This is a genomic window from Paracoccus sp. (in: a-proteobacteria) (genome assembly GCF_047973135.1).
GTDB lineage: Bacteria > Pseudomonadota > Alphaproteobacteria > Rhodobacterales > Rhodobacteraceae > Paracoccus.
Genome location: NZ_JBKEBL010000124.1, coordinates 1 through 24791 on the forward strand (window position 1 = coordinate 1; position 24791 = coordinate 24791).

The window sequence follows — 24791 nt, forward strand, 5'->3', positions numbered from 1 at the left end:
AGGAACGGATCGCACCTCGCCTCGATATCGTCGTTCAGCTCGGGCGGCAGATCCTGATGCACGCCTCCGGGCCGGAAAGAGGCCGAATGCAGACGCGCGCCTCCGGCCCGTTCATAAAAGATCATCAGCTTTTCGCGTTCCTCGAACGCCCAGACCGGAGGCGTCAGCGCCCCGACGTCCAGCGCGCCGGTCGTGATGTTCAGCAGATGGTTCAGAATCCTGCCGATTTCGGAATACAGAACCCGGATCAGGCTGGCCCGGCGCGGCACCACCGTGCCGGTCAGCTTTTCGATCGCAAGACACCATGCATGTTCCTGATTCATCGGCGCGACATAGTCCAGCCGATCAAAATAGGGCAGGTTTTGCAGATAGGTGCGGCTTTCCATCAGCTTTTCGGTGCCGCGATGCAAAAGGCCGATATGCGGATCGGCGCGTTCGACGATCTCGCCGTCCAGTTCCAGCACCATCCGCAGCACGCCATGCGCGGCAGGATGCTGGGGGCCGAAATTGATGTTGAAGTTGCGGATCCGCTGTTCGCCGGTCAGCGTGTCCTCGGTGCCGTCATCATACTGATTGTTACGGATATCGCCGTCCATCACGCGCCACCCTCGGGTTTGGGCGCGAACATCTCGAAGACCTGCGCGCCGGTCAGTTTCGCCGTCTCACCAGCCAGGGCATAGCTGCGCGGCTTTTCGTCAATGAAAATCTCGGACACCACGGGAAAGGCGCCCGGATCGTCGAACACCTGAACCGACACGACCTGGTGCGTTCCGTCCTGCATCCGCCATGCCAGCGAGCTGCCGCATTGTCGGCAAAACACCCGCTCGCCCCATTCGCTGGCGCGATAGATTTCGATGGGCGCGTCCGCGTCAAACTCCAGCCGCTCGCATTCGATGCTGACCATCATCCCGCCCGACCATTTGCGACACATGCCGCAATGGCAGATGCCGGCCTCGGCCTTGCCGATTTCCGCTGTCAGGCCGCAGGCCCCGCAGAGACAGCTTCCCCTGTAAGAGGTCACTTCGCGCCCCCTTTCTCATCGCCGGGCAGCACGTATTTCGCGCCCTCCCACGGCGAAAGGAAATCGAACTGGCGGTATTCCTGCACCAGTTTCACGGGCTCATAGACCACACGACGCTCGGATTCGTCATAGCGAACCTCGACATAGCCGGTGGTCGGAAAATCCTTGCGCAGCGGATGCCCCCGGAAACCGTAATCGGTCAGCAGTCGGCGCAGATCGGGGTGCCCCGAGAACAGGATCCCGAACATGTCGAAAATCTCGCGCTCGAACCAGTTGGCGCTGGGGTGGATGCCGATCAGCGAGGGGACATATTCATCCTCGCGGATGGCAACCTTCACGCGGATGCGTTGATTCTGGTGCATGGACAGGAAATGCCAGACCACATCGAACCGCTGCGGGCGCTGCGGGTAATCGACGGCGGTGATGTCCACCAGCGTCGAAAAGCGGCAGGCGCCATCGGTGCGCAGAAACTCGATCAGGGTCAACAGGCCGCTGACGGTGCTGGTCACAGTCAGTTCGTCAAAGGCCACCGTGGCGTCCAGCACCTCATCGCTGCGACGCAGCTTGATATGCTCGGCCAATTGTTCCAGCGCGTCAAGATCGGGATAGACCGCCATGGTTCACCTCACCAGCGTGCCGGTGCGCCGGATCCGGCGCTGAAGTTGCAGAATGCCATACAGCAGCGCCTCGGCCGTGGGCGGGCAGCCCGGAACATAGATGTCCACCGGCACGATCCGGTCGCAGCCACGCACCACCGAATAGCTGTAATGGTAATAACCGCCGCCATTCGCACAGCTTCCCATGCTGAGGACATAGCGCGGCTCGGGCATCTGGTCATAGACCTTGCGCAGCGCCGGGGCCATCTTGTTGGTCAGCGTGCCCGCGACGATCATCAGATCCGACTGGCGGGGCGAGGCGCGGGGCGCGGTGCCGAAGCGTTCCAGATCATATCGCGGCATCGAAACCTGCATCATCTCGACCGCGCAGCAGGCCAGACCGAAGGTCATCCAGTGCAGCGACCCGTTTCGCGCCCAGTTGATGATATCCTCGGTCGTGGTCAGCAGGAATCCCTTGTCCTGCAATTCGGTATTCAGCGCCTTGGTCGCAAATTCACGGTCGGGTCCGGCAGTATTCGCCCCGGTCATCACGCCCATTCCAGCGCCCCCTTCTTCCATTCATAGGCAAAGCCCACAGTCAGCACGCCCAGAAACACCATCATCGACCAGAATGCCGCATCCGACAGCCCCTGAAACTGCGTCGCCCAGGGGAACAGAAAGGCGACCTCCAGATCAAAGATGATGAACAGAATCGACACCAGATAGAACCGGACATCGAATTTCATCCGCGCATCGTCAAACGCATTGAAGCCGCATTCATAGGCACTGACCTTTTCCGGATCCGGATTGCGCACGGCAATCACGGCAGCGGCCAGAATCAGCACAAGGGCCAAGGCCCCGGCCATTGCCGCGAAAACCAGAATGGGCAGATATTCCTGCAGAAGATATTCCACGGGCAAGATCCCCTTGTCGGCCGCGGGAGGATCTGGCTGCCCGCGACGGGTTGGCTGCATCCGGGTTTAGACGCCACGGCCTGCCGGGTCAACGGGCCGAGATGCCACAGAGGCCCATCAACAGCGCGGATTTTTATCTTCCTTGACCTTCATCCCGCCGCAACCGCGATCACACAGCCCGCCGCCCCGCAGAATACCATACCCATATCCGGCCCGCCGGAGACAATTCCAATACGCAATCAAACCACATCGCCCCGCCACCAACCGGTTTCGCAATCACACAACTGCCTTCCCAGAGACAGAAACAACCTCTGGCGAGGATGCCCCGAAAGACCCACCCCGCAACCGGCAAAAGCCGCCGGTCCTTCACAACGCCAGGCACCAGACCCGGCAAGCGCAGCGACAACGGAAAGGGGAATTCGCGCCGGGCAAAGCCCGACCCGCCGCAGGCGTATGCAGGGGGTCCGGGGGGCGCAGCTGCCCCGGCCCCCGCGGGACGCACTCCTTGCAACGCTGACGTCACGCAACGCAGGCCAGCGGTGTACAGCCTGTGCACCCTCTGTGCAGCGCCAAATCCGGCATTTGCAGGGCTTTTCCCACGCCACCCCGCGCCTCTGTTGCGCGCACAGCCAAAGCAACGCGCGCAGGCGTTGCACGGGCGGAAAGGGGTGGCTCTTGGTCGGCGGGCACAGCGCGAACGGTTGCGCCCGAAGCGGCCTTTGTCAGTTCAGTTCGATCAGCAGGTCTTTTGCGTCGATCTGTTGGCCGGGCGTGACGTGAACCGAAGCGATGGTGCCGTCACGATCAGCGTGAAGGCCGGTTTCCATCTTCATCGCCTCGATCGTCAGCAGCAGATCGCCCTGCTTGACCGCCTGCCCCGCCGCGACCGAGACCGAGGCCACCACGCCCGGCATCGGCGCGCCGATATGGGCCGGATTGCCCGGATCGGCCTTGGCCCGCGCCGCCGTACTGCCGGCGACCTTGCGGTTTGGCACGCGAATGCTGCGCGGCTGGCCGTTCAGTTCGAAGAACACCTTTACGTCGCCGCTTTCATCGGTCTCGCCGATGGCCTGCAAGCGGATTTCAAGGATCTTGCCGGGGTCGATCTCGGCGGTGATTTCCTGCCCTGGCTCCATCCCGTAAAAGAAATTCCGCGTTGGCAGGGTGCGGACCGGGCCATAGATGCGATGGCGGCCCATATAATCCAGAAAGACCTTGGGATACATCAGATAGCCGTTCAGATCCTCGTCATCGACAGGCTTGCCCTCAAGCTGGGTCTGAAGATCGGCGCGGGTGGCCTCAAGATCGACGGCGGCCAGATGCGCGCCGGGGCGGTCGGTGATCGCGGCCTCGCCCTTCAGCACCTTGCGCTGGATCGCCTCGGGCCAGCCGCCAGGGGGCTGGCCCAGATTGCCGCGCATCATATCGACCACAGAATCGGGAAAGCTGACCTCGGTGCCGGGATCCATGACCTGCGCGGGGGTCAGGTTCTGCGCCACCATCATCAGCGCCATATCGCCCACCACCTTGGACGAGGGCGTCACCTTGACGATATCCCCGAACATCCGGTTCACATCAGCGTAAGCCTGCGCCACCTCGTGCCAGCGATCCTCAAGGCCCATCGACCGCGCCTGCGCCTTGAGATTGGTGAACTGGCCGCCCGGCATTTCGTGCAGATAGACCTCGGAGGCGGGCGATTGCAGACCGGATTCAAAGGCGGCATAGTTCTCGCGCACGCGTTCCCAGTAATTGCTGATCGCGCGGACATGGCCGATCTCCAGCCCGGTGTCGCGATCCGTCCCCGCCAGCGCCTCGACGATGCTGCCAAGCGTGGGCTGGCTGGTATTGCCCGACAGCGCATCCATCGCACAATCGACCGCATCCACCCCGGCCTCGGCGGCGGCAAGGATGGTGGCCGAGGCCAGCCCGCTGGTGTCATGGGTGTGGAAATGGACGGGCAGCCCGACCTCATCCTTCAGGGCCTTGATCAGGATGCTGGCGGCGCGGGGTTTCAGCAGGCCCGCCATATCCTTGAGGCCCAGCACATGCGCGCCCGCAGCCTTAAGATCGCGCGCCATGCCGACATAATATTTCAGGTCATACTTGGCCCGGTCGGGGTCCAGCATGTTGCCGGTATAGCAGACCGTGCCCTCGCAGATCTTGCCGGATTCGATCACTGCATCCATGGCGACGCGCATGTTCTCGACCCAGTTCAGGCTGTCAAAGACCCGGAACACGTCAACCCCGGTCGCCGCCGCCTGCGCCACGAAGGCCTGCACGACATTATCGGGATAATTCGTGTAACCCACGCCGTTGCTGGCGCGCAGCAGCATCTGCGTCATCAGGTTCGGCATCGCCTGCCGGATGTCGCGCAGCCGCTGCCAGGGGCATTCCTGCAAGAACCGATAGGCCACGTCAAAAGTCGCCCCGCCCCAGCATTCGACGCTGAAAAGCTGCGGCAGATTGGCGGCATAGCTTGGCGCGACGCGGATCCTGTCGATGGAACGCATCCGCGTGGCCAGCAGCGACTGGTGCCCGTCGCGCATGGTCGTGTCGGTGATCAGCAGGCGGCGCTGCGCGGCCATCCAGTCGGCCACAGCCTGCGCGCCCTTTTCGTCCAGCATCTGCCGCGTGCCGGGCGCGGGATCGGCCAGCGCCGCGGGCGGCACGGGCTGGCGCGCCTGCGCGGGCGGCAGGGTGCGGCCTGCCGTCTCGGGGTGGCCGTTCACGGTAATGTCGGCCAGATAGGTCAGGATCTTGGTCGCCCGGTCGCGGCGGCGGCGGAACTGGAACAGTTCGGGCGTGGTGTCGATGAATTTCGTCGTGCAGCCGTCATTCAGAAAGGTCGGGTGCTTTAACAGATTGATCACAAAGTCGATATTCGTGCTGACGCCGCGCACCCGAAATTCGCGCAAGGCCCGGTCCATCCGCCGGATCGCCTGCTGAGGCGTCTGCGCCCATGCCGTCACCTTGACCAGCAGAGAATCATAGTACCGGGTGATCACGCCCCCCGCATAGGCCGTGCCGCCATCCAGCCGGATGCCCATGCCCGTGGCGCTGCGATAGGCGGTGATGCGGCCGTAATCGGGGATGAAATTGTTCTGCGGATCCTCGGTCGTGACCCGGCATTGCAGCGCGTGGCCGGACAGGGTGATATCCCCCTGCGAGGCGTGGCCGGTCGCCTCGGACAGGGTCGCCCCCTCGGCGATGCGGATCTGGGCCTGCACGATGTCGATGCCGGTGACTTCCTCGGTCACCGTATGTTCAACCTGAACGCGCGGATTGACCTCGATGAAATAGAACCTGCCGCTGTCCATATCCATCAGGAACTCGACCGTGCCGGCATTCTGATAGCCGACAGCCTGCCCGATCTTCAGCGCCAGCCCGCAGACCTCGGCCCGCTGTTCGTCAGTCAGATAGGGCGCGGGCGCGCGTTCGACGACTTTCTGGTTGCGGCGCTGCACGGTGCAGTCGCGTTCATACAGGTGATAGAGGCCGCCATGCGTGTCACCCAGAAGCTGCACCTCGACATGCCGGGCGCGCAGGATCATCTTTTCCAGATAACCCTCGCCATTGCCAAAGGCCGCCTCGGCCTCGCGCCGCCCCTCGCGGACCTTGTCCACCAGCTCATCAGGGCCATTGATCGGGCGCATGCCCCGCCCGCCGCCGCCCCATGACGCCTTCAGCATCAGCGGATAGCCGATCTCGGCGGCCTCACGCTTGATGGCATCGAAATCATCGCCCAGTACCTCGGTCGCCGGGATCACCGGCACGCCCGCCGCAATCGCCACGCGGCGCGCGCTGGCCTTGTCGCCAAGCGCGCGCATGGTTTCTGCGCGGGGACCGATAAAGGTGATGCCGGCCTTTGCGCAAGCATCCACGAAATCGGGATTTTCCGACAACAGCCCATAGCCCGGATGGATCGCATCCGCCCCCGATTCCCTTGCCACACGAATGATCTCGGGGATCGACAGATAGGCCGCGACCGGACCCAGCCCCTTGCCAATGCGATACGCCTCATCCGCCTTGAAGCGGTGCAGGCCCAGCTTGTCCTCTTCGGCAAAAACCGCGACCGTCTTTTTGCCCAGCTCATTCGCCGCCCGCATCACACGGATCGCAATCTCACCCCGGTTTGCCACAAGTATCTTGTTGAACATGCGCTGTCCCCTTTGTCGGCTTCACATATCCTAGCCACGCCGCACCGCAGCGCAAGCGATAACAAGATTGATGCGGGTTCCGGGCGGGGAACCCGAGCCGACAGGTCAACGAATCTCGAACGAGACCACATCCTTGACATAACGCGCCCCGCGCGCATCGCCGGGCGAGACCATGCGCAGCCCGTCCGGGATCGGCGCGCCGTCCAGCATGGTGCCTATCATCACCGGGCGATTGCCGAAATCCGGCGCAATTTCCCCGACCGAGAACGCCACCTGATGCCCATCCCGCGCCGTCACCATGATGACCCGGCGCAGCGCGGGTTTAACGTCGTCGTCTATCTCTGTATGGGCCGCGATCACGTCCCACAGCAGCACGCCCGCATAATGGCCGCGCGTTTCGCCCTTGCTGCCGGAATGCACGGTATCGACCTCTTGCACCGGTAGCGCGGCCAGCGATTCGGGTGTCAGCACCACCGACAACCCGTCAGGGCCGGTCAGCAAGGCCGAAGGTCCGGCGGACGCGGCGGTCGGCAGGGCAAGCACTGCGGCTAGAAAAACATGTTTCATGGCAACCTCGATTCAATATGTACGCCTGAACATATCGCATCCCGCCCATTGCGCAAAGGCAGGCTTGTTCCTGCTATGTTCCGCTTTCCCGGTTGCCTTTTCGCGCAGGGCGACTATGTGTTGGCAGTCATCGGTCGGGACAGATTCATGGAACAGAAGTTCATCTCGGTTCGCGGCGCGCGCGAGCATAACCTGAAGAATGTCGATCTGGACATCCCCCGCGACAAGCTGGTGGTGATCACAGGCCTGTCGGGCAGCGGCAAATCCAGCCTCGCCTTCGACACCATCTATGCCGAGGGTCAGCGCCGCTATGTCGAAAGCCTGTCGGCCTATGCGCGGCAGTTTCTGGACATGATGGGCAAGCCCGACATGGACCATATCAGCGGACTGTCCCCGGCAATCAGCATCGAACAGAAAACGACTTCGAAGAACCCGCGCTCGACCGTGGGGACCGTGACCGAAATCTATGACTATCTGCGGCTGCTGTTCGCCCGCGCAGGCACGCCCTACAGCCCCGCCACCGGCCTGCCCATCGAGGCGCAGCAGGTGCAGGACATGGTGGACCGGATCATGGCCATGGCCGAGGGCACGCGCGCCTATCTGCTGGCCCCCATCGTCCGCGACCGCAAGGGCGAATACAAGAAGGAATTTCTTGAACTGCGCAAGCAGGGCTTTCAGCGCGTCAAGGTGAATGGCGAGTTTCACGAACTGGACCAGCCGCCAGTGCTGTACAAGAAATTCCGCCACAATATCGACGTGGTGGTGGACCGGATCGTCGTCCGGGACGGGCTGGAAACGCGGCTCGCCGACAGCCTGCGCACCGCGCTGGATCTGGCCGATGGCATCGCCGTTCTGGAAACCGCCACCGATGAACCCGAGCGTATCACCTTTTCCGAAAATTTCGCCTGCCCCGTCAGCGGCTTTACCATCCCCGAAATCGAACCGCGCCTGTTCAGCTTTAACGCTCCGTACGGGGCCTGCCCGGTCTGCGACGGGCTGGGGGTGGAACTGTTCTTCGACGAAAGGCTGGTCGTGCCCGACAGTGCCCTGTCAGTGTCCAAAGGGGCCATCGCGCCATGGGCCAAGTCGAAATCCGCCTATCTGACCCAGACCATCAACGCTCTGGCACAGCATTACGGGTTCGACAAGAAAACCCCGTGGAAAGATTTGCCGCAGGCGGTGCGCAACCTGTTCCTGTATGGTTCGGGCAAGGACGAGATCAAATTCCGCTTTGACGATGCCGGGCGGGTCTATGAAATCAGCCGCGTGTTCGAGGGCGTCATCCCCAACATGGAGCGTCGCCTGCGCGAATCCGACAGCCAGTGGGTCCGCGAGGAATTCGAGCGGTATCAGAACAATCGCCCCTGCGGCACCTGCCACGGCCACCGCCTGAAACCCGAGGCCCTGGCGGTGAAGATCGCCGGGAACCATATCGGGCAGGTGGTGGAACTGTCGATCCGCGAGGCGCTGGACTGGGTCGAAAAGGCCCCCGCCAGCCTCAGCAAGCAGAACAACGAAATTGCCGCCGCGATCTTCAAGGAAATCCGCGAAAGGCTGGGGTTTCTGGTCAATGTGGGTCTGGATTACCTGACGCTGTCGCGCGCGGCGGGCACGCTGTCAGGTGGCGAATCGCAACGGATCCGGCTGGCCAGCCAGATCGGCAGCGGCCTGACCGGTGTGCTGTATGTGCTGGACGAACCCAGCATCGGGCTGCACCAGCGCGACAATGACCGTCTGTTGCGCACGCTGATGAACCTGCGCGATCAGGGCAATTCGGTGATCGTCGTCGAACATGACGAGGACGCGATCCGCCATGCCGATTACGTCTTTGACATGGGCCCCGGCGCGGGCGTGCATGGCGGGGCCATTGTCAGCCACGGCACCCCCGACCAGATCGCCGCCGATCCGGCCAGCATGACCGGGCAATACCTGTCCGGTACCCGCGAAATCGCCGTGCCGCCAGAACGGCGGGCGGGGAATGGCAAGAAGGTCACAGTCGTCGGAGCGACGGGCAACAACCTGAAAAACGTCACCGCTGAATTTCCCCTTGGCAAATTCGTCTGCGTCACCGGGGTTTCAGGCGGCGGGAAATCCACGCTGACCATTGAAACGCTGTTCAAGACCGCCAGCCTGCGCCTGAACGGCGCGCGCCAGACCCCCGCCCCCTGCGAGACGATCAAGGGGCTGGAACATCTGGACAAGGTCATCGACATCGACCAGCGCCCCATCGGCCGCACGCCACGTTCGAACCCAGCCACCTATACCGGCGCCTTCACCCCGATCCGCGACTGGTTCGCCGGTCTGCCCGAGGCCAAGGCGCGCGGCTACAAGCCCGGCCGCTTCAGTTTCAACGTCAAGGGCGGGCGCTGCGAGGCCTGTCAGGGCGACGGCGTCATCAAGATCGAGATGCATTTCCTGCCCGACGTTTATGTCGAATGCGAGACCTGCAAGGGCAAGCGCTATAACCGCGAAACGCTTGAGGTCAAGTTCAAGGGCAAATCCATCGCCGATGTACTGGACATGACGGTCGAGGACGCCCAGCAATTCTTTGCCGCCGTCCCCGCGATCCGCGAAAAGATGGACGCGCTGATGCAGGTCGGGCTTGGTTATATCAAGGTCGGCCAGCAGGCCACCACCCTGTCAGGGGGCGAGGCGCAGCGCGTCAAACTGTCCAAGGAACTGTCGCGCCGGTCCACGGGCCGGACGCTGTACATTCTGGACGAACCCACCACCGGCCTGCACTTCGAAGATGTGCGCAAACTGCTTGAGGTGCTGCACAGCCTTGTCGAACAGGGCAATACGGTGGTGGTGATCGAACATAACCTCGACGTCATCAAGACCGCCGACTGGATCATCGATATCGGCCCCGAAGGCGGAGATGGCGGCGGCGGCATCGTCGCCACGGGCACGCCCGAGGACGTGGCCGGAATCGAGGCCAGTCATACCGGGCGATACCTTGGCCCGATCCTGAAACCCGCACGGATCAGGGCTGCGGAATGACGACGACCGGCTGGCAGCGCGCCGAGGGCGCGCTGGTCTTTGCCGCCGCGATCGCGCTGACCGGGGCAATGCAGCCGGGATGGCCGCTATGGGTGTGGCCGTTGGCGTTGCTGGCACCGGACCTGGCGATGGCGGGCTATCTTGGCGGGCCGCGGATCGGGGCGGCGGTTTATAACGCGGCGCATCTTTACGCCTGCGGGTTGCTGCTGGTGCTGGCGGGGCTGCTGGCCGGGCAACCGGCACTGATCGCTGCGGGGGCGATCTGGATGGCGCATGTGGGGATGGACCGGGCGCTTGGCTATGGGCTGAAACTGCCCTCGGGCTTTCGGGACACCCATCTGGGCAGAATCGGGCGCGGACCGGACGATCATTCCGGAGGCTGAAAATCCCCTTTCTGCATCATCATCACCATGCAGCCCTGATCGTCGAAATGGCCCATGCCATCACGCCGCGCCGGATCGCGCGATGGCGGAATTTCGAAACTGGCGCAAAGGCGCAGGTTTTCGGCGTCGATCTGTTCGATCCGATATGGCTGGCCCGTGACGGGATCGGTCAGGCTTGGGGTTGCCGGGCAAGCCTCGGTCGTCGCGATCTCGACGCTGAGCAGCCTCCGCTCGCGGGCAAGGCAGCGAAGCTGCGACTCAAGCATGTTCAGATCGCTGCGGCGCAGATCGTCCCGCCGCTCGGCCCGGCCCTGCACCGGTCCGCCCGCGACAAGAATACCGCCGACGATGGCCACCACGGCAAGGCCGGTAATGGCCATGGTCGCCCAATCCCTGCCGCGACTAAGCATCCATCTCGTCCCGGAAATAGGCCAGAACCAGCAGCCCCATCACCGCGACCAGCAGCGCCTTGGCAACAAAGCGCAGCGACATGCCGCCGTTCAGAAAGACATAGACAACTGCCACCAGATCGCCCAGCAGCACCAGCGCCGCGACCAGCATCGACACCGAAGCGACCCATTGCTGCACCCTGGACCGACGGCGCGCGGCCGGACCGGCCGCACTGCGATTGACGCGGCGATCAAGCAACAGAAACACCGGCAGGAATCCGATCAGCAAGGCGATGTACCAGCGCAGCGACGGCCCTGCGGGATCAAAGCGTTGCAGCGGGTCGGGAATCACGTGGTTGATGATCCCGAAGCCAAGAACCACGGTATAGGCGACGACCATGCCAAGCGAAATGAACATCAGCCCGAAAAGCAGCGCCTCGCGCGCAGGAACATAGGCGACCGGGCGCGGCACGGGCGGCAGGCCCGGAACCTCGGCCCAGCTTTCCAGCGCCGCGCTGACCGCCCCGGGCGACCAGCCCGCCTGACGCAGCGCATCGCCCATCGCATCGCGGCCTGCACCCGCCACAAGCCCCGCACGCACAAATTCGGACAGGCTTTCTGCTGCTTTCATGTCACCTCGCCTTGCCGACCGCATCCTGTCAGGGTGCCCGGCAGTGTCAACTGGCAAAAAAATGCGCACAGCCCGGATTTTTCCCTTGCGCCCTGCGGCTTCGTCCCATAAATCACCGCTCACCGACGGCAAAACCGACGGAACAGGATGCGGGCGTAGCTCAGGGGTAGAGCATAACCTTGCCAAGGTTAGGGTCGTGAGTTCGAATCTCATCGCCCGCTCCAATATGAAAAGGGCCGGACCAATAGGTCCGGCCCTTTCCCGTAGCTGTGCCTTCCGTAAACGATGTCTGATTTGTATAGACAATTAAAAACCGTGCCCGACCTGCCGCAACAGCATAAACCATTACCGCCTGTCGGACACGGTGACAGGGTCCGGCACATGTCGCGGGCGTCTCAATTTACACCCTGCCATTTCCTGTCATCAATCGTTAAACTCAAACATCTGACCCCATTTTGCACATGAACTTGACAGCGTCAAGATTGTAGATGACACGACCACCTCACCATCACGGAAACTTGCGCGAAGCGCTGATTCTTGCCGGTCTCAACATGATCGGCGAAGGCGAAACGCTGACGCTGCGCGGGGCGGCAACGCGGGCGGGCGTCTCGCATGCGGCACCGGCGCATCACTTTGACGGGCTGAACGGCCTCAGGACCGCCATCGCGGGGCGCGCCATGCAGATGTTTGTAGATGCGCTGGACCGCGCGGGGCGTGATCCGGACCAGACGCCGCTCCAGCAACTGGTGGACATTGCTCTTGCCTATTGCCAGTTCGCGGCGGACCATGTGGAACTGTTCCATCTGATGTTCGCCTCGCGCGAGGTGGATCGCATGGACGACACGGTGCTGCGGGCAACGCTTGGCGCGCATGCACAGTTGACGCGGGCCTGCGCACCGTTCGTTGCTGCCGGCGAAAACGCGACCGAGATCGAACATGCCGCATGGTCGATGACCCATGGCAATGCCGTGCTGGAATTACAGAACCCGCTGCGCAACCTTCACGCACCGATCCCCGGCCCGTCGCTGGAAAGCCAGTTGCGCCGCTTGCTGAACGTCAGCGACTAACCATCCGCGCGGATGCGGGCATTGGGCGGGTCATGGGGGCTGTCCACGGTCACTTGCGCCGACCACAATTCGCGGAACATGCGAACCTGCAACCGCGTCCCCGGCACTGCGAGGTCGGGGCGGACATAGCCCATGCCGATCTGCTTGCCAAAGATCACCGAATACCCGCCCGAGGTCAGGCGACCGACCCTCTGACCGTCGTGGAACAGCGCCTCGCGCCCCCATGGGTCGGCATCGGCGGGGCCGTCGATCAGCAGGGTGACGCAGGCGCTGCGGATACCCTTGTCCAGCATCGCCTGCTTGCCCCGGAAATCCTTGTCCAGATCGACGAAACGATCCAGCCCCGCCCTAAGCGGGGTTGCGTCGCGGCCCAGTTCGGTACCGAAGGCACGATAGGATTTTTCCTGCCTCAGCCAGTTCTGCGCCCGCGCGCCGACCAGTTTCATCCCGGATGGTTCGCCCGCCTCGATCAGCCGGTCGAACAGGTGGTTCTGCATCTCGATCGGGTGGTGCAACTCCCATCCCAGTTCGCCGGTATAGGCAACACGGATCGCCACCACCGGCACCATGCCCAGTTCGATGTCACGAGCGGACAACCACGGAAAACGCTTGTTCGACAAGGCCGTTTCCGGCTGCGGATCGCGGATCAGCCGCGCCAGCACCTCGCGCGATTTTGGCCCGGCGATGGCAAAGACGCCCCATTGCGTCGTTACATCATGAACCATGACGAACCCGCCGCCCGCCGCCATGAAATCGTCGGCGGCCTTGCACAGATTGTCGCGGTCGTAATCCGCCCATGCCCCCGCCGAGACCAGATAATAACCGTCCTCGCGCCGCCGCACGATCGTGTATTCCGTTCGCGTCGTGCCCGCTTCGGTCAGCGCGTAGGTAAGGTTGATCCGGCCCACCCTTGGCAGCTTGTTGGTGGTGAACCAGTCCAGAAACGCAGTCGCGCCGGGGCCGGACACCCAATGTTTTGCGAAAGCCGTTGCGTCGATCAGCCCCACCGTTTCGCGGACCGCCTGCGCCTCGGCCCGCGCATATTGCCACCAGCCGCCGCGCCGGAAACTGCGGGCGGCGTGGTCGTCAAAGCTCTGCGGCGCAAAGTAATTCGGCCTTTCCCACCCGTTTACCTGCCCGAACTGCGCGCCCCGCGCCTTTTGCCGGTCATAGGCGGGCGAAGTGCGCAACGGGCGCGCGGCCTCGCGTTCCTCGTCGGGATGGTGCAGGACAAAGACATGGGAATAGCATTCCTCGTTCTTGTTCACCGCGTATTCGGTGGTCATCCACGACCCGAAGCGGCGCGGATCCAACGCGGCCATGTCGATTTCAGCCTCGCCCCCGGTCATCATCTGCGCAAGATAATGGCCGGTGCCACCGGCGGCGGTGATGCCAAAGCTGAACCCCTCGGCCAGCCACATATTGCGCAGCCCCGGCGCGGGCCCGACCAGAGGGTTGCCGTCCGGGGTATAGCAGATCGGCCCGTTGAAATCGTCCTTCAGCCCCACATTTTCCGAGGATGGAATCCGGTGGATCATCGACATGTATTCCTGTTCGATCCGCTCCAGATCCAGCGGGAACAGATCGGCCCGGAACCCGGCGGGCACCTCATAGGGGAACCGCGCAGGCGCCCCCTGCTCGTATGGCCCAAGGATCCAGCCGCCACGTTCCTCGCGGACATACCATTTCGCATCGGCATCGCGCAGGACCGGGTGCTCGGGGTTGCCCTCTGCGCGCCATTTCACCAGCGCCGGATCGGGTTCGGTGACGATATACTGATGCTCGACCGGGATCGCGGGGATGCGAATCTTCAGCAGCCGCGCGGTACGTTGCGCGTGGTTGCCGGTGGCGGTGACGACATGTTCGGCCTGGATGTCAAAGACCTCGCCCGACGGGACCAGATTGCCGCCCTTTTCCTCCATCCTCTCGCAGGTCACGACCCATTCCGCGCCGGTCCAGCGATAGCCGTTGACCTGCACCTTGCGCCGGATCTCGCAGCCCGCCATACGCGCGCTTTTGGCCATGGCCTGAGTCACATCGGCGGGGTTGATATAGCCATCGGTCGGGTGAAACAGCGCGCCCTTCAGATCGTCGGTGCGGACCAGAGGCCAGCGATCCCCGATTTGCGCGGGCGTCAGAAATTCATGCGCGATCCCGATGGTTTCGGCAGTGGCGGAATACAGCATGTATTCATCCATCCGGGCATCTGTCTGCGCCATCCGCAGGTTGCCGCAACGGGTAAATCCCGCATTGAGGCCGGTTGCGGCCTCCAGCCCGGCATAGAATTTCACTGAATAATCATGGATATGACTGGTCGCATAGCCCATATTGAACAGGGGCAGCAGCCCAGCCGCATGCCAGGTAGAGCCCGATGTCAGCTCATCCCTTTCGACCAGCAGCACTTGCCAACCGGCCTGCGCGAGATGACAGGCGATGCCACAGCCGACCGCACCACCCCCGACAACAAGAACCTTGACATGCGTGTTCATGGGGGCGACTCCTCTAGTCTGATCCTTCCCCCGTATCTGCCACGCCCACGCGCCGCCGGTCCCATTCGTCCGACCTTTGGCAGCACAAAAACGACATCCGCGCCACACGCCCCCGGTGCGGCGCAGGCGGCACACCGGATGTGCACAGCCCGCGCGCGCGGTGGTGAGTGGTGACGCGAACGCCACGTCTCTAACGCGGCAAAACGGGCAAGGTTCCCCGCATCATTCGGTGACGCGACAGTGCAAGGTGCCGCCAGCCCCCGCGCACCAGACCGGACCTGGCAGGCCTTGCATCGTCTACGCGCGCGATGGATGAGCCGGCGGGGCGCGGCAAATACCGCGAATTTCGCTGCAACGAACCCATATGGCCATACATCAACGCCGGACATTTCCGGGGAACCTTTGTGCGACGGCAGCGCCGCAAGGTTGCGTCCCGCGATGGCCCGGGGCGTTGCACCCCCCCGACCCCCCGCCCCGCCCGCAATGGCAAGGCGCGGGACAAAGCCGGCCGGACGGACCGAAAGCCACCCTTCGGCCAGCGTGCCGCAGCGTACGGGTTGACGATGTCACGGTGAGCACGCAAATCCGGGACAGCCATGAAAGGGGTTCCCGATGTATCCGTTCCTTCGTTATGCCAAGGAGATTATCAAGTTCCGCAACGCTGCGGCATTGGGACCGACCGAGCCACATGTCTCGACGCATCGGTGCTGGCCCTGGGATCTGGACCCCTGGGTCGAGCTGAACAATGGCCGTACCCTGACGCTGTACGATCTGGGGCGCCTGCCTCTGGCGCACCGGCTTGGGGTGATGGCGGCGCTGAAACGCAAGGGCTGGGGCATGACGGTCGCAGGAAATTCCACCCGGTATCGCCGCCGGATCAGGGCGTTCGACCGGTTTACCATGATCTCGCGCGTGGTTGGCTGGGACTCTCGCTTCATCTATATGGACCAATCCATGTGGAAGGATGGAGAGTGCTGTAACCAGATGCTGGTGCGCAGCGCCGTGACCTCGGACAAAGGCATCGTGGCACCCGCCCTGCTGATCGAGGCTCTGGGACATCCGGCCGAAAGCCCGCCAATGCCCGGCTGGGTCATGAACTGGATCGAGGCAGACGCGGCCCGCCCCTGGCCACCCCTGGTCCCCGCCGATGCGCAGCACGGGCTTGGCAGCGCTGCCTGATGGCGGCGGTCCCTGCGTGATGGTATCCTGTCCCGTATAACCGCAGGGTAAAGTCGGCCCGCCCGCAAATATCCCTGCTGCGCGGTGTCAGAAGGACAGGCAAATTCCCCATCGCGGCATCTTGCCAGCCGCGTCAAGCTGCTGCCTTATGGGCGAGACGAGGCGACCCCGAAAGGCAGGACATGAACCGCAGGCGAATCTGGGGCTGGTGGTTTTTCGATTGGGCCAGCCAACCCTTTCACACATTGCTGGTGACGTTCATTTTTTCGATCTATTTCGCCGAAGTGGCAAAGCGCCATTTCATTTTCATTGGCGACAGTGTGACGCTGGCCGGGGCGCATGCGCAGGCTCTGTGGGGCTATGGACTGTCGGTATCGGGCGTGGCCATCGCAGTGCTGGCACCGATTCTGGGCGCGGTGGCGGACATGTCGGGGCGCAGGCTGCCCTGGATCTGGTTCTTTTCGGCGATCTATGTGCTGGCCGCGGCAGGGCTGTGGATTCTGGTGCCATGGCAGCCGCCGCTGGTCACGGCAATCACGCTGTTCGGCATCGGCCTGGTCGCCGTCGAGTTTGCGACGATCTTTACCAATGCGATGCTGCCGGGCCTTGCCCCGCGCGAGGAAATCGGGCGACTGTCGGGATCAGGTTTTGCCTTTGGCTATCTGGGCGGGCTGGTCGCATTGGCGATCATGATCGCGCTGTTTGCCGAGACGCCGGACGGCAGGACTCTGGCCGGGCTGGACCCGTTGTTCGGGCTGGATGCCGCCTCTCGCGAGGGCACGCGGTTCGTCGGCCCCTTCACAGCGATCTGGTATGTGCTGTTCATGATCCCCTTTTTCCTGTGGGTCCACGAGCCGCGCGGAACGGGCCAACCGATTCGCATCGGGCTGGCCCTGCGCGAGCTGTGGGCGCTGATCGTCAGCCTGCGCGACCGGAACAGCCTGCGGAACTGGCTGCTGTCCTCGATGCTGTCGCGCGACGGGCTGAACGGGCTTTACGCGTTCAGCGGCGTTTTCGCGGGCACAATCCTGGGCTGGCCGGTCTTTCTGTCTGGCCTGTTCGGCATCGTCAGCGTGGTCGCCGCTGCCGCGCTAAGCTGGCTGGGCGGCCGGGCGGATCGCCACTGGGGTCCAAAGCCGGTGATCACAGGCTGCACGCTGGCGCTGATCACGGTCTGTTTCATCATCATCGGGCTGGAACCACGGTCATTCTATGGCATCCCGCTGTCGCAGGCAGCCTTGGCCGGGCCTTTGCGTCTGGCGGATCTGATGTTCTTCCTTTGCGGGGCGGTGATCGGCGGGGCGGGCGGGTCGTTGCAGGCGGCCAGCCGCACGCTGATGGTGCGCCACACCACGCCCGAACGCGCGACCGAGGGCTTTGGCCTTTACGCGCTGTCGGGCAAGGCCACGGCCTTTCTGGCACCGGTACTGATCGCCGCCGTTACCAGCCTGACCGGCAACCAGAGGATCGGATTCTCTCCGTTGATCGTGATGTTCCTTCTGTCCTTGTTTCTGCTAATCTGGGTAAAACCCGAAGGAGAGGCACAGCAGTGATCCGCAAATTCCTGACCGCAGCCGCCCTGATCGCAGGACTGGCCGCGCCTGCCATGTCCGAACCCCTTGCCAAGGACGTGTTCGGCAGTTTCCGAAACGCCGCGCAGGGGCCGGCTGTATCCATCGGCAGCTATTCCCGCGGCTGCGCGCAGGGCTTGCAGCAATTGCCGGAAAGCGGGCCGGGCTGGCAGGCGATGCGCCTGTCGCGGGACCGCAACTGGGGCCATCCGCAGATGATCGGTTTCCTTGAGGGGCTGTCGCGCGCCGCGCAGCAGGCCGGATGGCGGGGCCTTTATATCGGCGATATCAGCCAGCCGCGCGGAGGACCGATGATTTCGGGTCATGCCAGCCACCAGATCGGGTTGGACGCCGATATCTGGATGCTGCCGCCCTCGTCGCTGAACCTGTCGCCGGCGCAGCGCGAAGCGCTGTCCTCGGTCTCGGTCGTGGATCAGCGCGGCACCGGGCTGACGCAATACTGGAACCCCGGCCATATGGCGATCATGCGTGCGGCCGCGCGCGATTCGCGGGTGGAACGGATTTTCGTCGATCCGGTCGTCAAGGTCGCCATGTGCCAGATGGAACGCGGAAACCGCGACTGGTTGCGCAAGATCAGGCCGCTGAACAACCACAATTATCATTTCCACGTCCGGCTGGCCTGCCCGCGAGGGTCGATCTGCGAACGTCAGGATCCGCCGCCGCCGGGCGATGGCTGCGCCGAGGCGGCCGAGTGGATCAAGAACCGCATCGATCCCGGTCGCGTCAAGCCGGTGCCGCCCGATCCGAATTATCGCCATCCCCGATCCTATCGCCTGAGTGAACTGCCCAAGCAATGCCGAACCGTCGCTGCCGCGCGCTGATCGCGGCCCTTTCGGTTGCGCTGGCGGCCATTGGTGCCTGTGCCGCACCGCCTGCCGGGCTTGACTATGTCGGCACCTATGTCTGGAACGATGACAGCCCCGATTTCGGAGGCTTCTCGGGGCTGGAAATTTCGGACGACGGAAAAAGCTTTCACGCGCTGACCGACCGCGCGCATCTGTTCTGGGGCAGTATCGAGCGCGACGCCTCGGGGCTGATAAGCGGCATGAACATCGCGGGCAGTGCGCATCTGAAGGATGGCGGCGGAGTCTTGCTGCCCCCCGGCTATACCGGCGACAGCGAGGGGCTGGCCATCGGTGCGGACGGGCGTATCTGGGTTTCATTCGAGGGGCTGGACCGCGTCGTTGCCTATGACGACCCGGCCAAGGCCTCGCACCCTCTGCCTCGCCCGCCAAAGCGGCCCGAATTGCGGATCAACACCGGCTTCGAATCGCTGGCCATCCAGCCTGACGGCACATTGATCACCATGCCTGAACAGTCGCTGTCATCAGCCGCCCCCTTTCCGGTGATGCGCGTCCGCGATGGCAACTGGGATCAGCCCTTCAGCATCCGGCGTGACGGGCGCTGGCTGCCGGTGGGATCGGATTTCGGCCCCGATGGCTGGTTCTATCTGCTTGAGCGCGATTTTCAGGGGCTGCTTGGCTTTTCCTCGCGCGTGCGGCGGATGAAGCTGGGTGAAAACGGGGTTGAGCAGGAAGAAATGCTGCTGGAAACCAACCCGCTGCAATATGACAATCTTGAGGGGCTGTCGGTCTGGGATGACGGTCAGGGGATCCGGCTGACGATGATCTCGGACGACAATTTCCTGTTCGTGCAACGCACCGAGCTGGTCGAATACCGCCTGCATCCCCAAGCCAGAGATTGACAAGCCCGGCCCCGGCGGCGTATCCGCCCCGCTGTCCCGCCTGACGGGGCCGAGTTGTTCCGCCACCTTGTAAAACGGAAATCACATGACCCGCTTTCTGCCCGGCATTCTTGCCATGGCCGCCATTGTCGCGGCCTCTAACATCCTTGTGCAGTTCGTTATCGGCGACTGGCTGACATGGGGAGCCTTTACCTATCCCTTCTCGTTCCTCGTCACCGATGTGATGAACCGCATCTATGGCCCCGCAGCAGCGCGCCGGGTCGTGCTGTCGGGATTCGTGGTCGGCGTCGCCTGTTCGCTGATCGCGGCGGGCATGGACAAGACCACGCTGCGCATCGCCATCGGTTCGGGGACCGCCTTTCTGGTGGCGCAACTGCTGGACATTGCGGTGTTCAACCGGCTGCGCGACGGACGCTGGTGGACCGCGCCGCTGGGATCCACTCTGGTCGGATCGCTGGTCGATACCGCGCTGTTCTTTGGCATCGCCTTCACCGCCGCCCTGCCCGCCGATGGCAATACGGGCTGGGCGAACGAGGCCGTGCCGCTGCTGGGTTTTGGCCCGGTCACAGCGCTGTGGGTCAGTCTCGCAACTGCCGACTGGATCGTCAAACTTGCGCTGGCACTGCTTGCTCTTGTGCCATTCCGTATAATTGTCCGCAATTTATTGGGCGCGCATCAAGAAATTTGATTGACAGATTCTCGATCTGTGGCAAGCTGACTTTCAACGGCAACCAATTGAAAGGAGGTGGTCCAGTGTCGAGAGTGATATTGGAGAGAGGTGTCGGAACAGTCAGGGGGGCCGTGGCCTGAAGGGCAGCCCCCAGGGTCGTAAGCCCTGATTGGGACCGGACGGATTTTTCCATCCCTAACCGGACCATCTCCGTGGAACTCGCGGGCTGTCTTTTTCAGGCAGCCCGTTTCCTGTTTCCGGGCATGTTTACCGCACTCACACCGTCACAGAATCGCGAGCCTTTGCCGCAGGTACCATCCTCAGGACGTGATGTGCAGCCGCAGATGAAACAGATATGATCGGCACCATGAACATACGATCAATCGCCCTTGCGCCCGCCCTCGTCCTTGGTCTTGCCTTTCCGGCTTTGGCCGAGAAAATTCCGCTGAACGATCTTTCGCGCTATCTGAACGGTCTGAAAACCGTGACCGCCAAATTCACACAGGTGAATAATGACGGCACGATCTCGACCGGGACGGTTTATATCCAGCGCCCTGGCCGCGTGCGGTTCGAATATAACAATGACAGCACGCTGGTTCTGGCCTCGGGCGGGACCGTGGCGGTGTTTGACCCGAAATCCACGGGCGAACCGCAGCAATATCCGTTGTCCAAGACGCCCCTGTCGATCATTCTGGACGCGAATGTGAACCTTGGCCGCACGAATATGGTCACAGGCTATGCCGAGGCCAAAAACTCTACCGTCGTCACCGCGCAGGATCCGCAGCATCCGGAATATGGCAATATCCAGATGGTTTTCACCAGTCCGACCGAGCTGCGGCAATGGGTCGTCACCGACGATACCGGCCAGAAAACCACGGTGATTCTGGGCGAGATGACCAAGGGCACGTCAATCCCTGCGTCGAAATTCACCATCGGCGCGGAAATGGCGCGGCGGGGCATGTAAACCCGGCGAACCCATCACATCCGTTGATGGGTCGTATCACGCAATCCTCCTTGAATTTGCAGGTCGTGCACGGTTAGGGTGGTCAGCCTTCGGTTATCAACTGGTGCGCCATGTCCCCGACCCATCGCCTGTTTACCCCGGTCCTGATCGGCGGATCGATCATTCTGCTGATCAACTTTGCCCTGCGCGCCAGTTTCGGCGTGTTCCAGATCCCCATCGGTCAGGAATTTGGCTGGCCACGGGCAGAGTTTTCGCTGGCCATTGCCATCCAGAACCTTGCCTGGGGCATCGGCCAGCCGATCTTTGGCGCGCTGGCCGAACGTTGGGGCGACCGGTGGGCAATCATCCTGGGGGCGCTGCTATATTCCGCCGGGCTGGTGCTGACCGCCTTTGCGACCACGCCCGCCGCGGTGCAACTGCTTGAGGTTCTGGTCGGCTTTGGTATTGCGGGCACCGGATTCGGCGTCATTCTGGCGGTAGTGGGCCGCGCCTCCAGCGACGAGAATCGCAGCCTCGCCCTCGGCATCGCCACCGCCGCCGGATCGGCAGGGCAGGTCTTTGGCGCGCCGCTGGCCGAGATTCTGCTGGCATTCTATAGCTGGCAGGCCGTGTTCATCATCTTTGGCGTGATCGTGCTGGCCTGCCTGTTTTTCCTGCCGATGCTGGGCGACGGCAAACCCGCCACCCGGTCCGAACTGGAGGAAAGCATGGGCAGCGTCCTGAAACGCGCCTTTCGCGATCCGTCCTATCTGATGATCTTTGCAGGGTTCTTTTCCTGCGGCTATCAACTTGGTTTCATCACCGCGCATTTCCCCGCCATGATCACCGAGATGTGCGGCCCGATCAGCCCCATGGGCATGCTGGCCAGCATCGGCATCACCACGACATCCGCCTTGGGGGCGGTGGCGATCAGCGTGATCGGGCTGGCAAATATCGCGGGGTCGATCATGGCGGGCTGGCTGGGCAAGCGTTACACCAAGAAATACCTGCTGGCGGGCATCTATACGCTGCGCACCATCGCCTCGGCAGCCTTTATCCTGATGCCGATTACACCTGGCAGCGTGCTGATCTTTTCGCTGTTCATGGGCGGGCTGTGGCTGGCAACGGTGCCGCTGACCTCGGGGCTGGTCGCCTATATCTATGGGCTGCGCTATATGGGCACTCTTTACGGTTTCGTGTTCCTGTCGCATCAGATCGGGGCGTTCCTGGGGGTCTGGCTGGGTGGCTGGCTGTATGATCTTTATGGCGATTACATGGTGGTCTGGTGGGTCGGTGTGGGCGTCGGGGCCTTCAGCGCCCTGATCCATCTGCCCGTGCGCGAAGAGCCCGCAGGCCAGCCTGTGGCCACGGCAAACGCTGTTTGACCTTGGTGCGCGGCGGGCCTAATTTTCGCCCGAACGAACAGCCGCAGGGAATGACTGATGACCGACCACCGCCACCCGCAAGAGCATGCGATGGGCCTGCGTTATCAGCAACGCTCGGCCGAGGTGAAGGCGCTGCAACGGCAAGGTTACGCGCTGGCGACGTTGCGGCTGCGCGATGCGGTGCAGGCAAATGCCGGATCGGGCGCGGGGCTGGCCGTGGTGTCGGATATCGACGAGACGATCCTCGATAACAGCGCGGTCATGGCGCATGCGATGGTCCATGACTGCCGCGACATCGAAACCTGGAAATTATGGGAACGCGAGGGCGACCCGCATCTTATCCCCGGTGCAGCGGCGTTCTTTGCGCTGGCCGACCGTCTGGGGGTGACGATCTTTTATGTCTCGGACCGGTTCGACGAGAACAAGCTGGCGACCATCGCCACGCTGTCCCGCCTTGGGCTGCCTCAGGTCAGCGCCGATCAGGTTCTGCTGTTCGGCCCGCCCAAGGCCGAACGCCGCGCCGCCGTGGAGCGCAACCACCGCATCATCCTGCAACTGGGCGACACGCTGCACGATTTCCACGGAGCCTTTGCGGGCATTCCGTTGGACGAACAGCACCGCCTGACCGCCGATCACGGCGACCGCTTCGGCGATGACTGGATCGTGTTCCCCAACGCCGCCCACGGTACCTGGACCGAGGCCGAGCTGTACCCATGGACTGCCCCGCCCCGCTGACGGCTTTGGCCGGGGTCAGCGGATGTTTGATCCGGGGGCGCAACGCCTGCGCGCGTTGCTTTGGCTGTGCGTGCAACAGTGGCGTGGGGTGGTGCGGGAATGGCCAGAAAATGCCGGGTTTTGGGCGGGCACTGGGGCGGCACCGGGTGTGCACAGGCTGTACACCGGTATCGTGCGTTGCGTGACGTCAGCGCCGCGAAGATTGCGTCCCGCGGTGGCCGGGGGGGCTATGCGCCCCCCGGACCCCCGGCATAAGCCTGCGGCGGGCGGGGTGCCTATGGGTGGGTGGTGGTGCTGCCTTCCGCAGGCCGGAGCGCGCGCCGATGGCGCGCGTCCGGCCGGGCGGCTGCGGGCGGTTCGGGCTTTGCCCGTACCGCACCCCCGTTTCCGTCACAGCGGCGCCTGTCGCGTTGCGCCACTGTTCAGCGGCCTGTCGCCGCCATCCGGTCGGCATAGTCCAGTGCGGCCAGCATGTTGACGTGGTTCGCCTTGCCCGTCCCGGCGATGTCGAACGCCGTGCCGTGATCGACCGAGCAGCGGTCGATGGGCAGGCCAAGCGAGACATTCACCGCCGTGTCGAAGGCAATCAGCTTGATCGGGATGTGGCCCTGATCGTGATATTGCGCGATCACCAGATCGAAACCCCCGGTATTGGCGCGGTGATAGACCGTGTCGGCGGGGATGGGCCCCTGGACGTTCAGCCCCTCGGCCTGTGCCATCCTGACCCCCGGCGCAATCTGGTCGTCATCCTCATGCCCGAACAGCCCGTTTTCGCCGCAATGGGGGTTGATGCCCGCCACGGCGATACGCGGTTCCTCGTACCCCATACGCCGCAGATGCGCGTGCCCCACGCGGATCGTCGCAAGCACGCGCTGCGGTGTTGCGCGCCCGATCGCATCGCGCAGCGACACATGGGTCGAGACATGCAGCACGTTCAGCGTCGGCGCGGCCAGCAGCATCCAGCTTGACGCCGCGCCGGTCAGATGCGCCAGCATGCCGGTATGGCCGTCATAGTGATGGCCTGCCGCGTTCAGCGCCTCTTTGTTGATCGGGGCGGTGACGATACCAAGGGCCGCGTCCCCCATGGTCATCTGCACCGCCCTTTCGATGAACCGGAACGAGGCTTCGCCGCAGGCTGGCGACTGGACGCCGAACCTGCCCGGCAACCCCTCGACCGGAACATGAAGGACGCGGATTGCCCCCTCGGGCACGGCATCGCCGAAATCGGCCAGCGTCAGTTCCAGCCCGCAGACCGTCAGCGCGCGAGCCAGGGTCGGGCGGTCGCCGATCACCACATAGCGCGCGCGATCTGCCGGGGGCAGCGCCGCCATGGCCTTGACCGTGACTTCGGCCCCGACGCCCGAAGGA

21 protein-coding genes, 1 tRNA gene and 1 pseudogene are annotated in these 24791 nt (G+C 63.4%); 12 read left to right on the top strand and 11 right to left on the bottom strand.

Annotated features, from left to right (window positions below; genetic code table 11):
- The 7 genes and pseudogenes from ACK5L9_RS09405 to ACK5L9_RS09435 all read right to left on the bottom strand — a co-directional run.
- A pseudogene (locus tag ACK5L9_RS09405) lies at positions 1 to 596 on the bottom strand (NADH-quinone oxidoreductase subunit D); the annotation flags it as partial.
- The gene (locus tag ACK5L9_RS09410; RefSeq protein WP_416911204.1) at positions 596 to 1021 is read right to left on the bottom strand and encodes a GFA family protein; all 426 of its coding nucleotides are present in this window, start codon (positions 1019 to 1021) and stop codon (positions 596 to 598) included. The gene ACK5L9_RS09410 and the pseudogene ACK5L9_RS09405, both read right to left, overlap by 1 nt.
- Entirely contained in the window at positions 1018 to 1638 is a 621-nt protein-coding gene (locus tag ACK5L9_RS09415; protein ID WP_416911205.1) for an NADH-quinone oxidoreductase subunit C, read from the bottom strand. The genes ACK5L9_RS09410 and ACK5L9_RS09415 overlap by 4 nt, the downstream gene beginning before the upstream one ends.
- Before the next feature lie 3 nt (positions 1639 to 1641).
- Positions 1642 to 2175, bottom strand: a complete 534-nt coding sequence (locus ACK5L9_RS09420) for a NuoB/complex I 20 kDa subunit family protein (RefSeq protein WP_416911206.1) — start codon at positions 2173 to 2175, stop codon at positions 1642 to 1644.
- Positions 2166 to 2531 carry an NADH-quinone oxidoreductase subunit A gene (locus ACK5L9_RS09425; RefSeq protein WP_416911207.1) on the bottom strand — a complete coding sequence of 122 codons (366 nt, stop codon included), beginning with the start codon at positions 2529 to 2531 and terminating at the stop codon, positions 2166 to 2168. Before ACK5L9_RS09425 ends, ACK5L9_RS09420 begins: the two co-directional genes overlap by 10 nt.
- A gap of 722 nt (positions 2532 to 3253) precedes the next feature.
- Complete coding sequence (locus ACK5L9_RS09430; RefSeq protein ID WP_416911208.1) at positions 3254 to 6688, bottom strand: pyruvate carboxylase; 3435 nt, start codon at positions 6686 to 6688, stop codon at positions 3254 to 3256.
- Between the two features lie 105 nt (positions 6689 to 6793).
- Positions 6794 to 7255 (bottom strand): hypothetical protein, encoded by a 462-nt coding sequence (locus ACK5L9_RS09435; protein ID WP_416911209.1) that lies wholly within the window; start codon positions 7253 to 7255, stop codon positions 6794 to 6796.
- 147 nt (positions 7256 to 7402) lie between these two features.
- On the opposite strand from ACK5L9_RS09435, the gene uvrA reads away from it, so the two are divergent.
- Both uvrA and ACK5L9_RS09445 read left to right on the top strand, forming a co-directional pair.
- A complete protein-coding gene (gene uvrA / locus ACK5L9_RS09440; protein WP_416911210.1) occupies positions 7403 to 10255 on the top strand; it encodes an excinuclease ABC subunit UvrA in 2853 nt (950 codons plus the stop codon).
- The gene (locus ACK5L9_RS09445; protein WP_416911211.1) at positions 10252 to 10638 is read left to right on the top strand and encodes a DUF4260 domain-containing protein; all 387 of its coding nucleotides are present in this window, start codon (positions 10252 to 10254) and stop codon (positions 10636 to 10638) included. The genes uvrA and ACK5L9_RS09445 overlap by 4 nt, the downstream gene beginning before the upstream one ends.
- Here the strand turns inward: ACK5L9_RS09445 and ACK5L9_RS09450 are convergent.
- Both ACK5L9_RS09450 and ACK5L9_RS09455 read right to left on the bottom strand, forming a co-directional pair.
- Complete coding sequence (locus ACK5L9_RS09450) at positions 10623 to 11048, bottom strand: hypothetical protein (RefSeq protein ID WP_416911212.1); 426 nt, start codon at positions 11046 to 11048, stop codon at positions 10623 to 10625. The genes ACK5L9_RS09445 and ACK5L9_RS09450 overlap by 16 nt on opposite strands.
- The gene (locus ACK5L9_RS09455; RefSeq protein WP_416911213.1) at positions 11041 to 11658 is read right to left on the bottom strand and encodes a DUF5671 domain-containing protein; all 618 of its coding nucleotides are present in this window, start codon (positions 11656 to 11658) and stop codon (positions 11041 to 11043) included. The genes ACK5L9_RS09450 and ACK5L9_RS09455 overlap by 8 nt, the downstream gene beginning before the upstream one ends.
- 149 nt (positions 11659 to 11807) lie before the next feature.
- Here ACK5L9_RS09455 and ACK5L9_RS09460 point away from each other — a divergent pair.
- Positions 11808 to 11882, top strand: a tRNA-Gly gene (locus ACK5L9_RS09460).
- 264 nt (positions 11883 to 12146) lie between these two features.
- Positions 12147 to 12725, top strand: coding sequence for a TetR/AcrR family transcriptional regulator (locus ACK5L9_RS09465; protein ID WP_416911214.1), 579 nt, complete (start codon positions 12147 to 12149; stop codon positions 12723 to 12725).
- Here the strand turns inward: ACK5L9_RS09465 and ACK5L9_RS09470 are convergent.
- On the bottom strand, positions 12722 to 15214 hold the full coding sequence (locus ACK5L9_RS09470; RefSeq protein WP_416911215.1) for a GcvT family protein: 2493 nt from the start codon (positions 15212 to 15214) through the stop codon (positions 12722 to 12724). The two genes, ACK5L9_RS09465 and ACK5L9_RS09470, sit on opposite strands and share 4 nt — an antisense overlap.
- Before the next feature lie 612 nt (positions 15215 to 15826).
- On the opposite strand from ACK5L9_RS09470, the gene ACK5L9_RS09475 reads away from it, so the two are divergent.
- The 8 genes from ACK5L9_RS09475 (at position 15827) to ACK5L9_RS09510 (ending at position 23423) form a co-directional block, all read left to right on the top strand.
- Positions 15827 to 16393 carry an acyl-CoA thioesterase gene (locus ACK5L9_RS09475; protein WP_416911216.1) on the top strand — a complete coding sequence of 189 codons (567 nt, stop codon included), beginning with the start codon at positions 15827 to 15829 and terminating at the stop codon, positions 16391 to 16393.
- 182 nt (positions 16394 to 16575) lie between these two features.
- The gene (locus tag ACK5L9_RS09480) at positions 16576 to 17946 is read left to right on the top strand and encodes an MFS transporter (RefSeq protein ID WP_416911217.1); all 1371 of its coding nucleotides are present in this window, start codon (positions 16576 to 16578) and stop codon (positions 17944 to 17946) included.
- Positions 17943 to 18806, top strand: coding sequence for a penicillin-insensitive murein endopeptidase (mepA, locus tag ACK5L9_RS09485; protein WP_416911218.1), 864 nt, complete (start codon positions 17943 to 17945; stop codon positions 18804 to 18806). Before ACK5L9_RS09480 ends, mepA begins: the two co-directional genes overlap by 4 nt.
- A complete protein-coding gene (locus tag ACK5L9_RS09490) occupies positions 18779 to 19690 on the top strand; it encodes an esterase-like activity of phytase family protein (RefSeq protein ID WP_416911219.1) in 912 nt (303 codons plus the stop codon). The genes mepA and ACK5L9_RS09490 overlap by 28 nt, the downstream gene beginning before the upstream one ends.
- Before the next feature lie 85 nt (positions 19691 to 19775).
- Positions 19776 to 20378 carry a queuosine precursor transporter gene (locus ACK5L9_RS09495; protein WP_416911220.1) on the top strand — a complete coding sequence of 201 codons (603 nt, stop codon included), beginning with the start codon at positions 19776 to 19778 and terminating at the stop codon, positions 20376 to 20378.
- 349 nt (positions 20379 to 20727) lie between these two features.
- Complete coding sequence (locus ACK5L9_RS09500) at positions 20728 to 21324, top strand: LolA family protein (RefSeq protein WP_416911221.1); 597 nt, start codon at positions 20728 to 20730, stop codon at positions 21322 to 21324.
- 110 nt (positions 21325 to 21434) lie between these two features.
- Complete coding sequence (locus ACK5L9_RS09505; RefSeq protein WP_416911222.1) at positions 21435 to 22688, top strand: MFS transporter; 1254 nt, start codon at positions 21435 to 21437, stop codon at positions 22686 to 22688.
- A 57-nt stretch (positions 22689 to 22745) separates the two neighbouring features.
- Positions 22746 to 23423 carry a 5'-nucleotidase, lipoprotein e(P4) family gene (locus ACK5L9_RS09510; RefSeq protein WP_416911223.1) on the top strand — a complete coding sequence of 226 codons (678 nt, stop codon included), beginning with the start codon at positions 22746 to 22748 and terminating at the stop codon, positions 23421 to 23423.
- A 422-nt stretch (positions 23424 to 23845) separates the two neighbouring features.
- Here the strand turns inward: ACK5L9_RS09510 and pdxA are convergent.
- The coding region (gene pdxA / locus ACK5L9_RS09515) for a 4-hydroxythreonine-4-phosphate dehydrogenase PdxA (RefSeq protein ID WP_416911224.1) at positions 23846 to 24791 on the bottom strand (946 nt) is incomplete at its 5' end.

Excerpts from the sequence above, each read along its gene's own strand:
- ACK5L9_RS09465 (WP_416911214.1), top strand. The coding sequence starts at position 12,147 with ATGACACGACCACCTCACCATCACGGAAACTTGCGCGAAGCGCTGATT.
- ACK5L9_RS09470 (WP_416911215.1), bottom strand. The coding sequence starts at position 15,214 with ATGAACACGCATGTCAAGGTTCTTGTTGTCGGGGGTGGTGCGGTCGGC.
- ACK5L9_RS09455 (WP_416911213.1), bottom strand. The coding sequence starts at position 11,658 with ATGAAAGCAGCAGAAAGCCTGTCCGAATTTGTGCGTGCGGGGCTTGTG.
- ACK5L9_RS09450 (WP_416911212.1), bottom strand. The coding sequence starts at position 11,048 with ATGCTTAGTCGCGGCAGGGATTGGGCGACCATGGCCATTACCGGCCTT.
- ACK5L9_RS09505 (WP_416911222.1), top strand. The coding sequence starts at position 21,435 with ATGTCCCCGACCCATCGCCTGTTTACCCCGGTCCTGATCGGCGGATCG.
- ACK5L9_RS09495 (WP_416911220.1), top strand. The coding sequence starts at position 19,776 with ATGACCCGCTTTCTGCCCGGCATTCTTGCCATGGCCGCCATTGTCGCG.
- uvrA (WP_416911210.1), top strand. The coding sequence starts at position 7,403 with ATGGAACAGAAGTTCATCTCGGTTCGCGGCGCGCGCGAGCATAACCTG.
- ACK5L9_RS09475 (WP_416911216.1), top strand. The coding sequence starts at position 15,827 with ATGTATCCGTTCCTTCGTTATGCCAAGGAGATTATCAAGTTCCGCAAC.
- ACK5L9_RS09430 (WP_416911208.1), bottom strand. The coding sequence starts at position 6,688 with ATGTTCAACAAGATACTTGTGGCAAACCGGGGTGAGATTGCGATCCGT.
- ACK5L9_RS09445 (WP_416911211.1), top strand. The coding sequence starts at position 10,252 with ATGACGACGACCGGCTGGCAGCGCGCCGAGGGCGCGCTGGTCTTTGCC.
- ACK5L9_RS09490 (WP_416911219.1), top strand. The coding sequence starts at position 18,779 with ATGCCGAACCGTCGCTGCCGCGCGCTGATCGCGGCCCTTTCGGTTGCG.
- ACK5L9_RS09480 (WP_416911217.1), top strand. The coding sequence starts at position 16,576 with ATGAACCGCAGGCGAATCTGGGGCTGGTGGTTTTTCGATTGGGCCAGC.
- ACK5L9_RS09510 (WP_416911223.1), top strand. The coding sequence starts at position 22,746 with ATGACCGACCACCGCCACCCGCAAGAGCATGCGATGGGCCTGCGTTAT.
- ACK5L9_RS09420 (WP_416911206.1), bottom strand. The coding sequence starts at position 2,175 with ATGGGCGTGATGACCGGGGCGAATACTGCCGGACCCGACCGTGAATTT.
- ACK5L9_RS09500 (WP_416911221.1), top strand. The coding sequence starts at position 20,728 with ATGAACATACGATCAATCGCCCTTGCGCCCGCCCTCGTCCTTGGTCTT.
- ACK5L9_RS09435 (WP_416911209.1), bottom strand. The coding sequence starts at position 7,255 with ATGAAACATGTTTTTCTAGCCGCAGTGCTTGCCCTGCCGACCGCCGCG.
- ACK5L9_RS09415 (WP_416911205.1), bottom strand. The coding sequence starts at position 1,638 with ATGGCGGTCTATCCCGATCTTGACGCGCTGGAACAATTGGCCGAGCAT.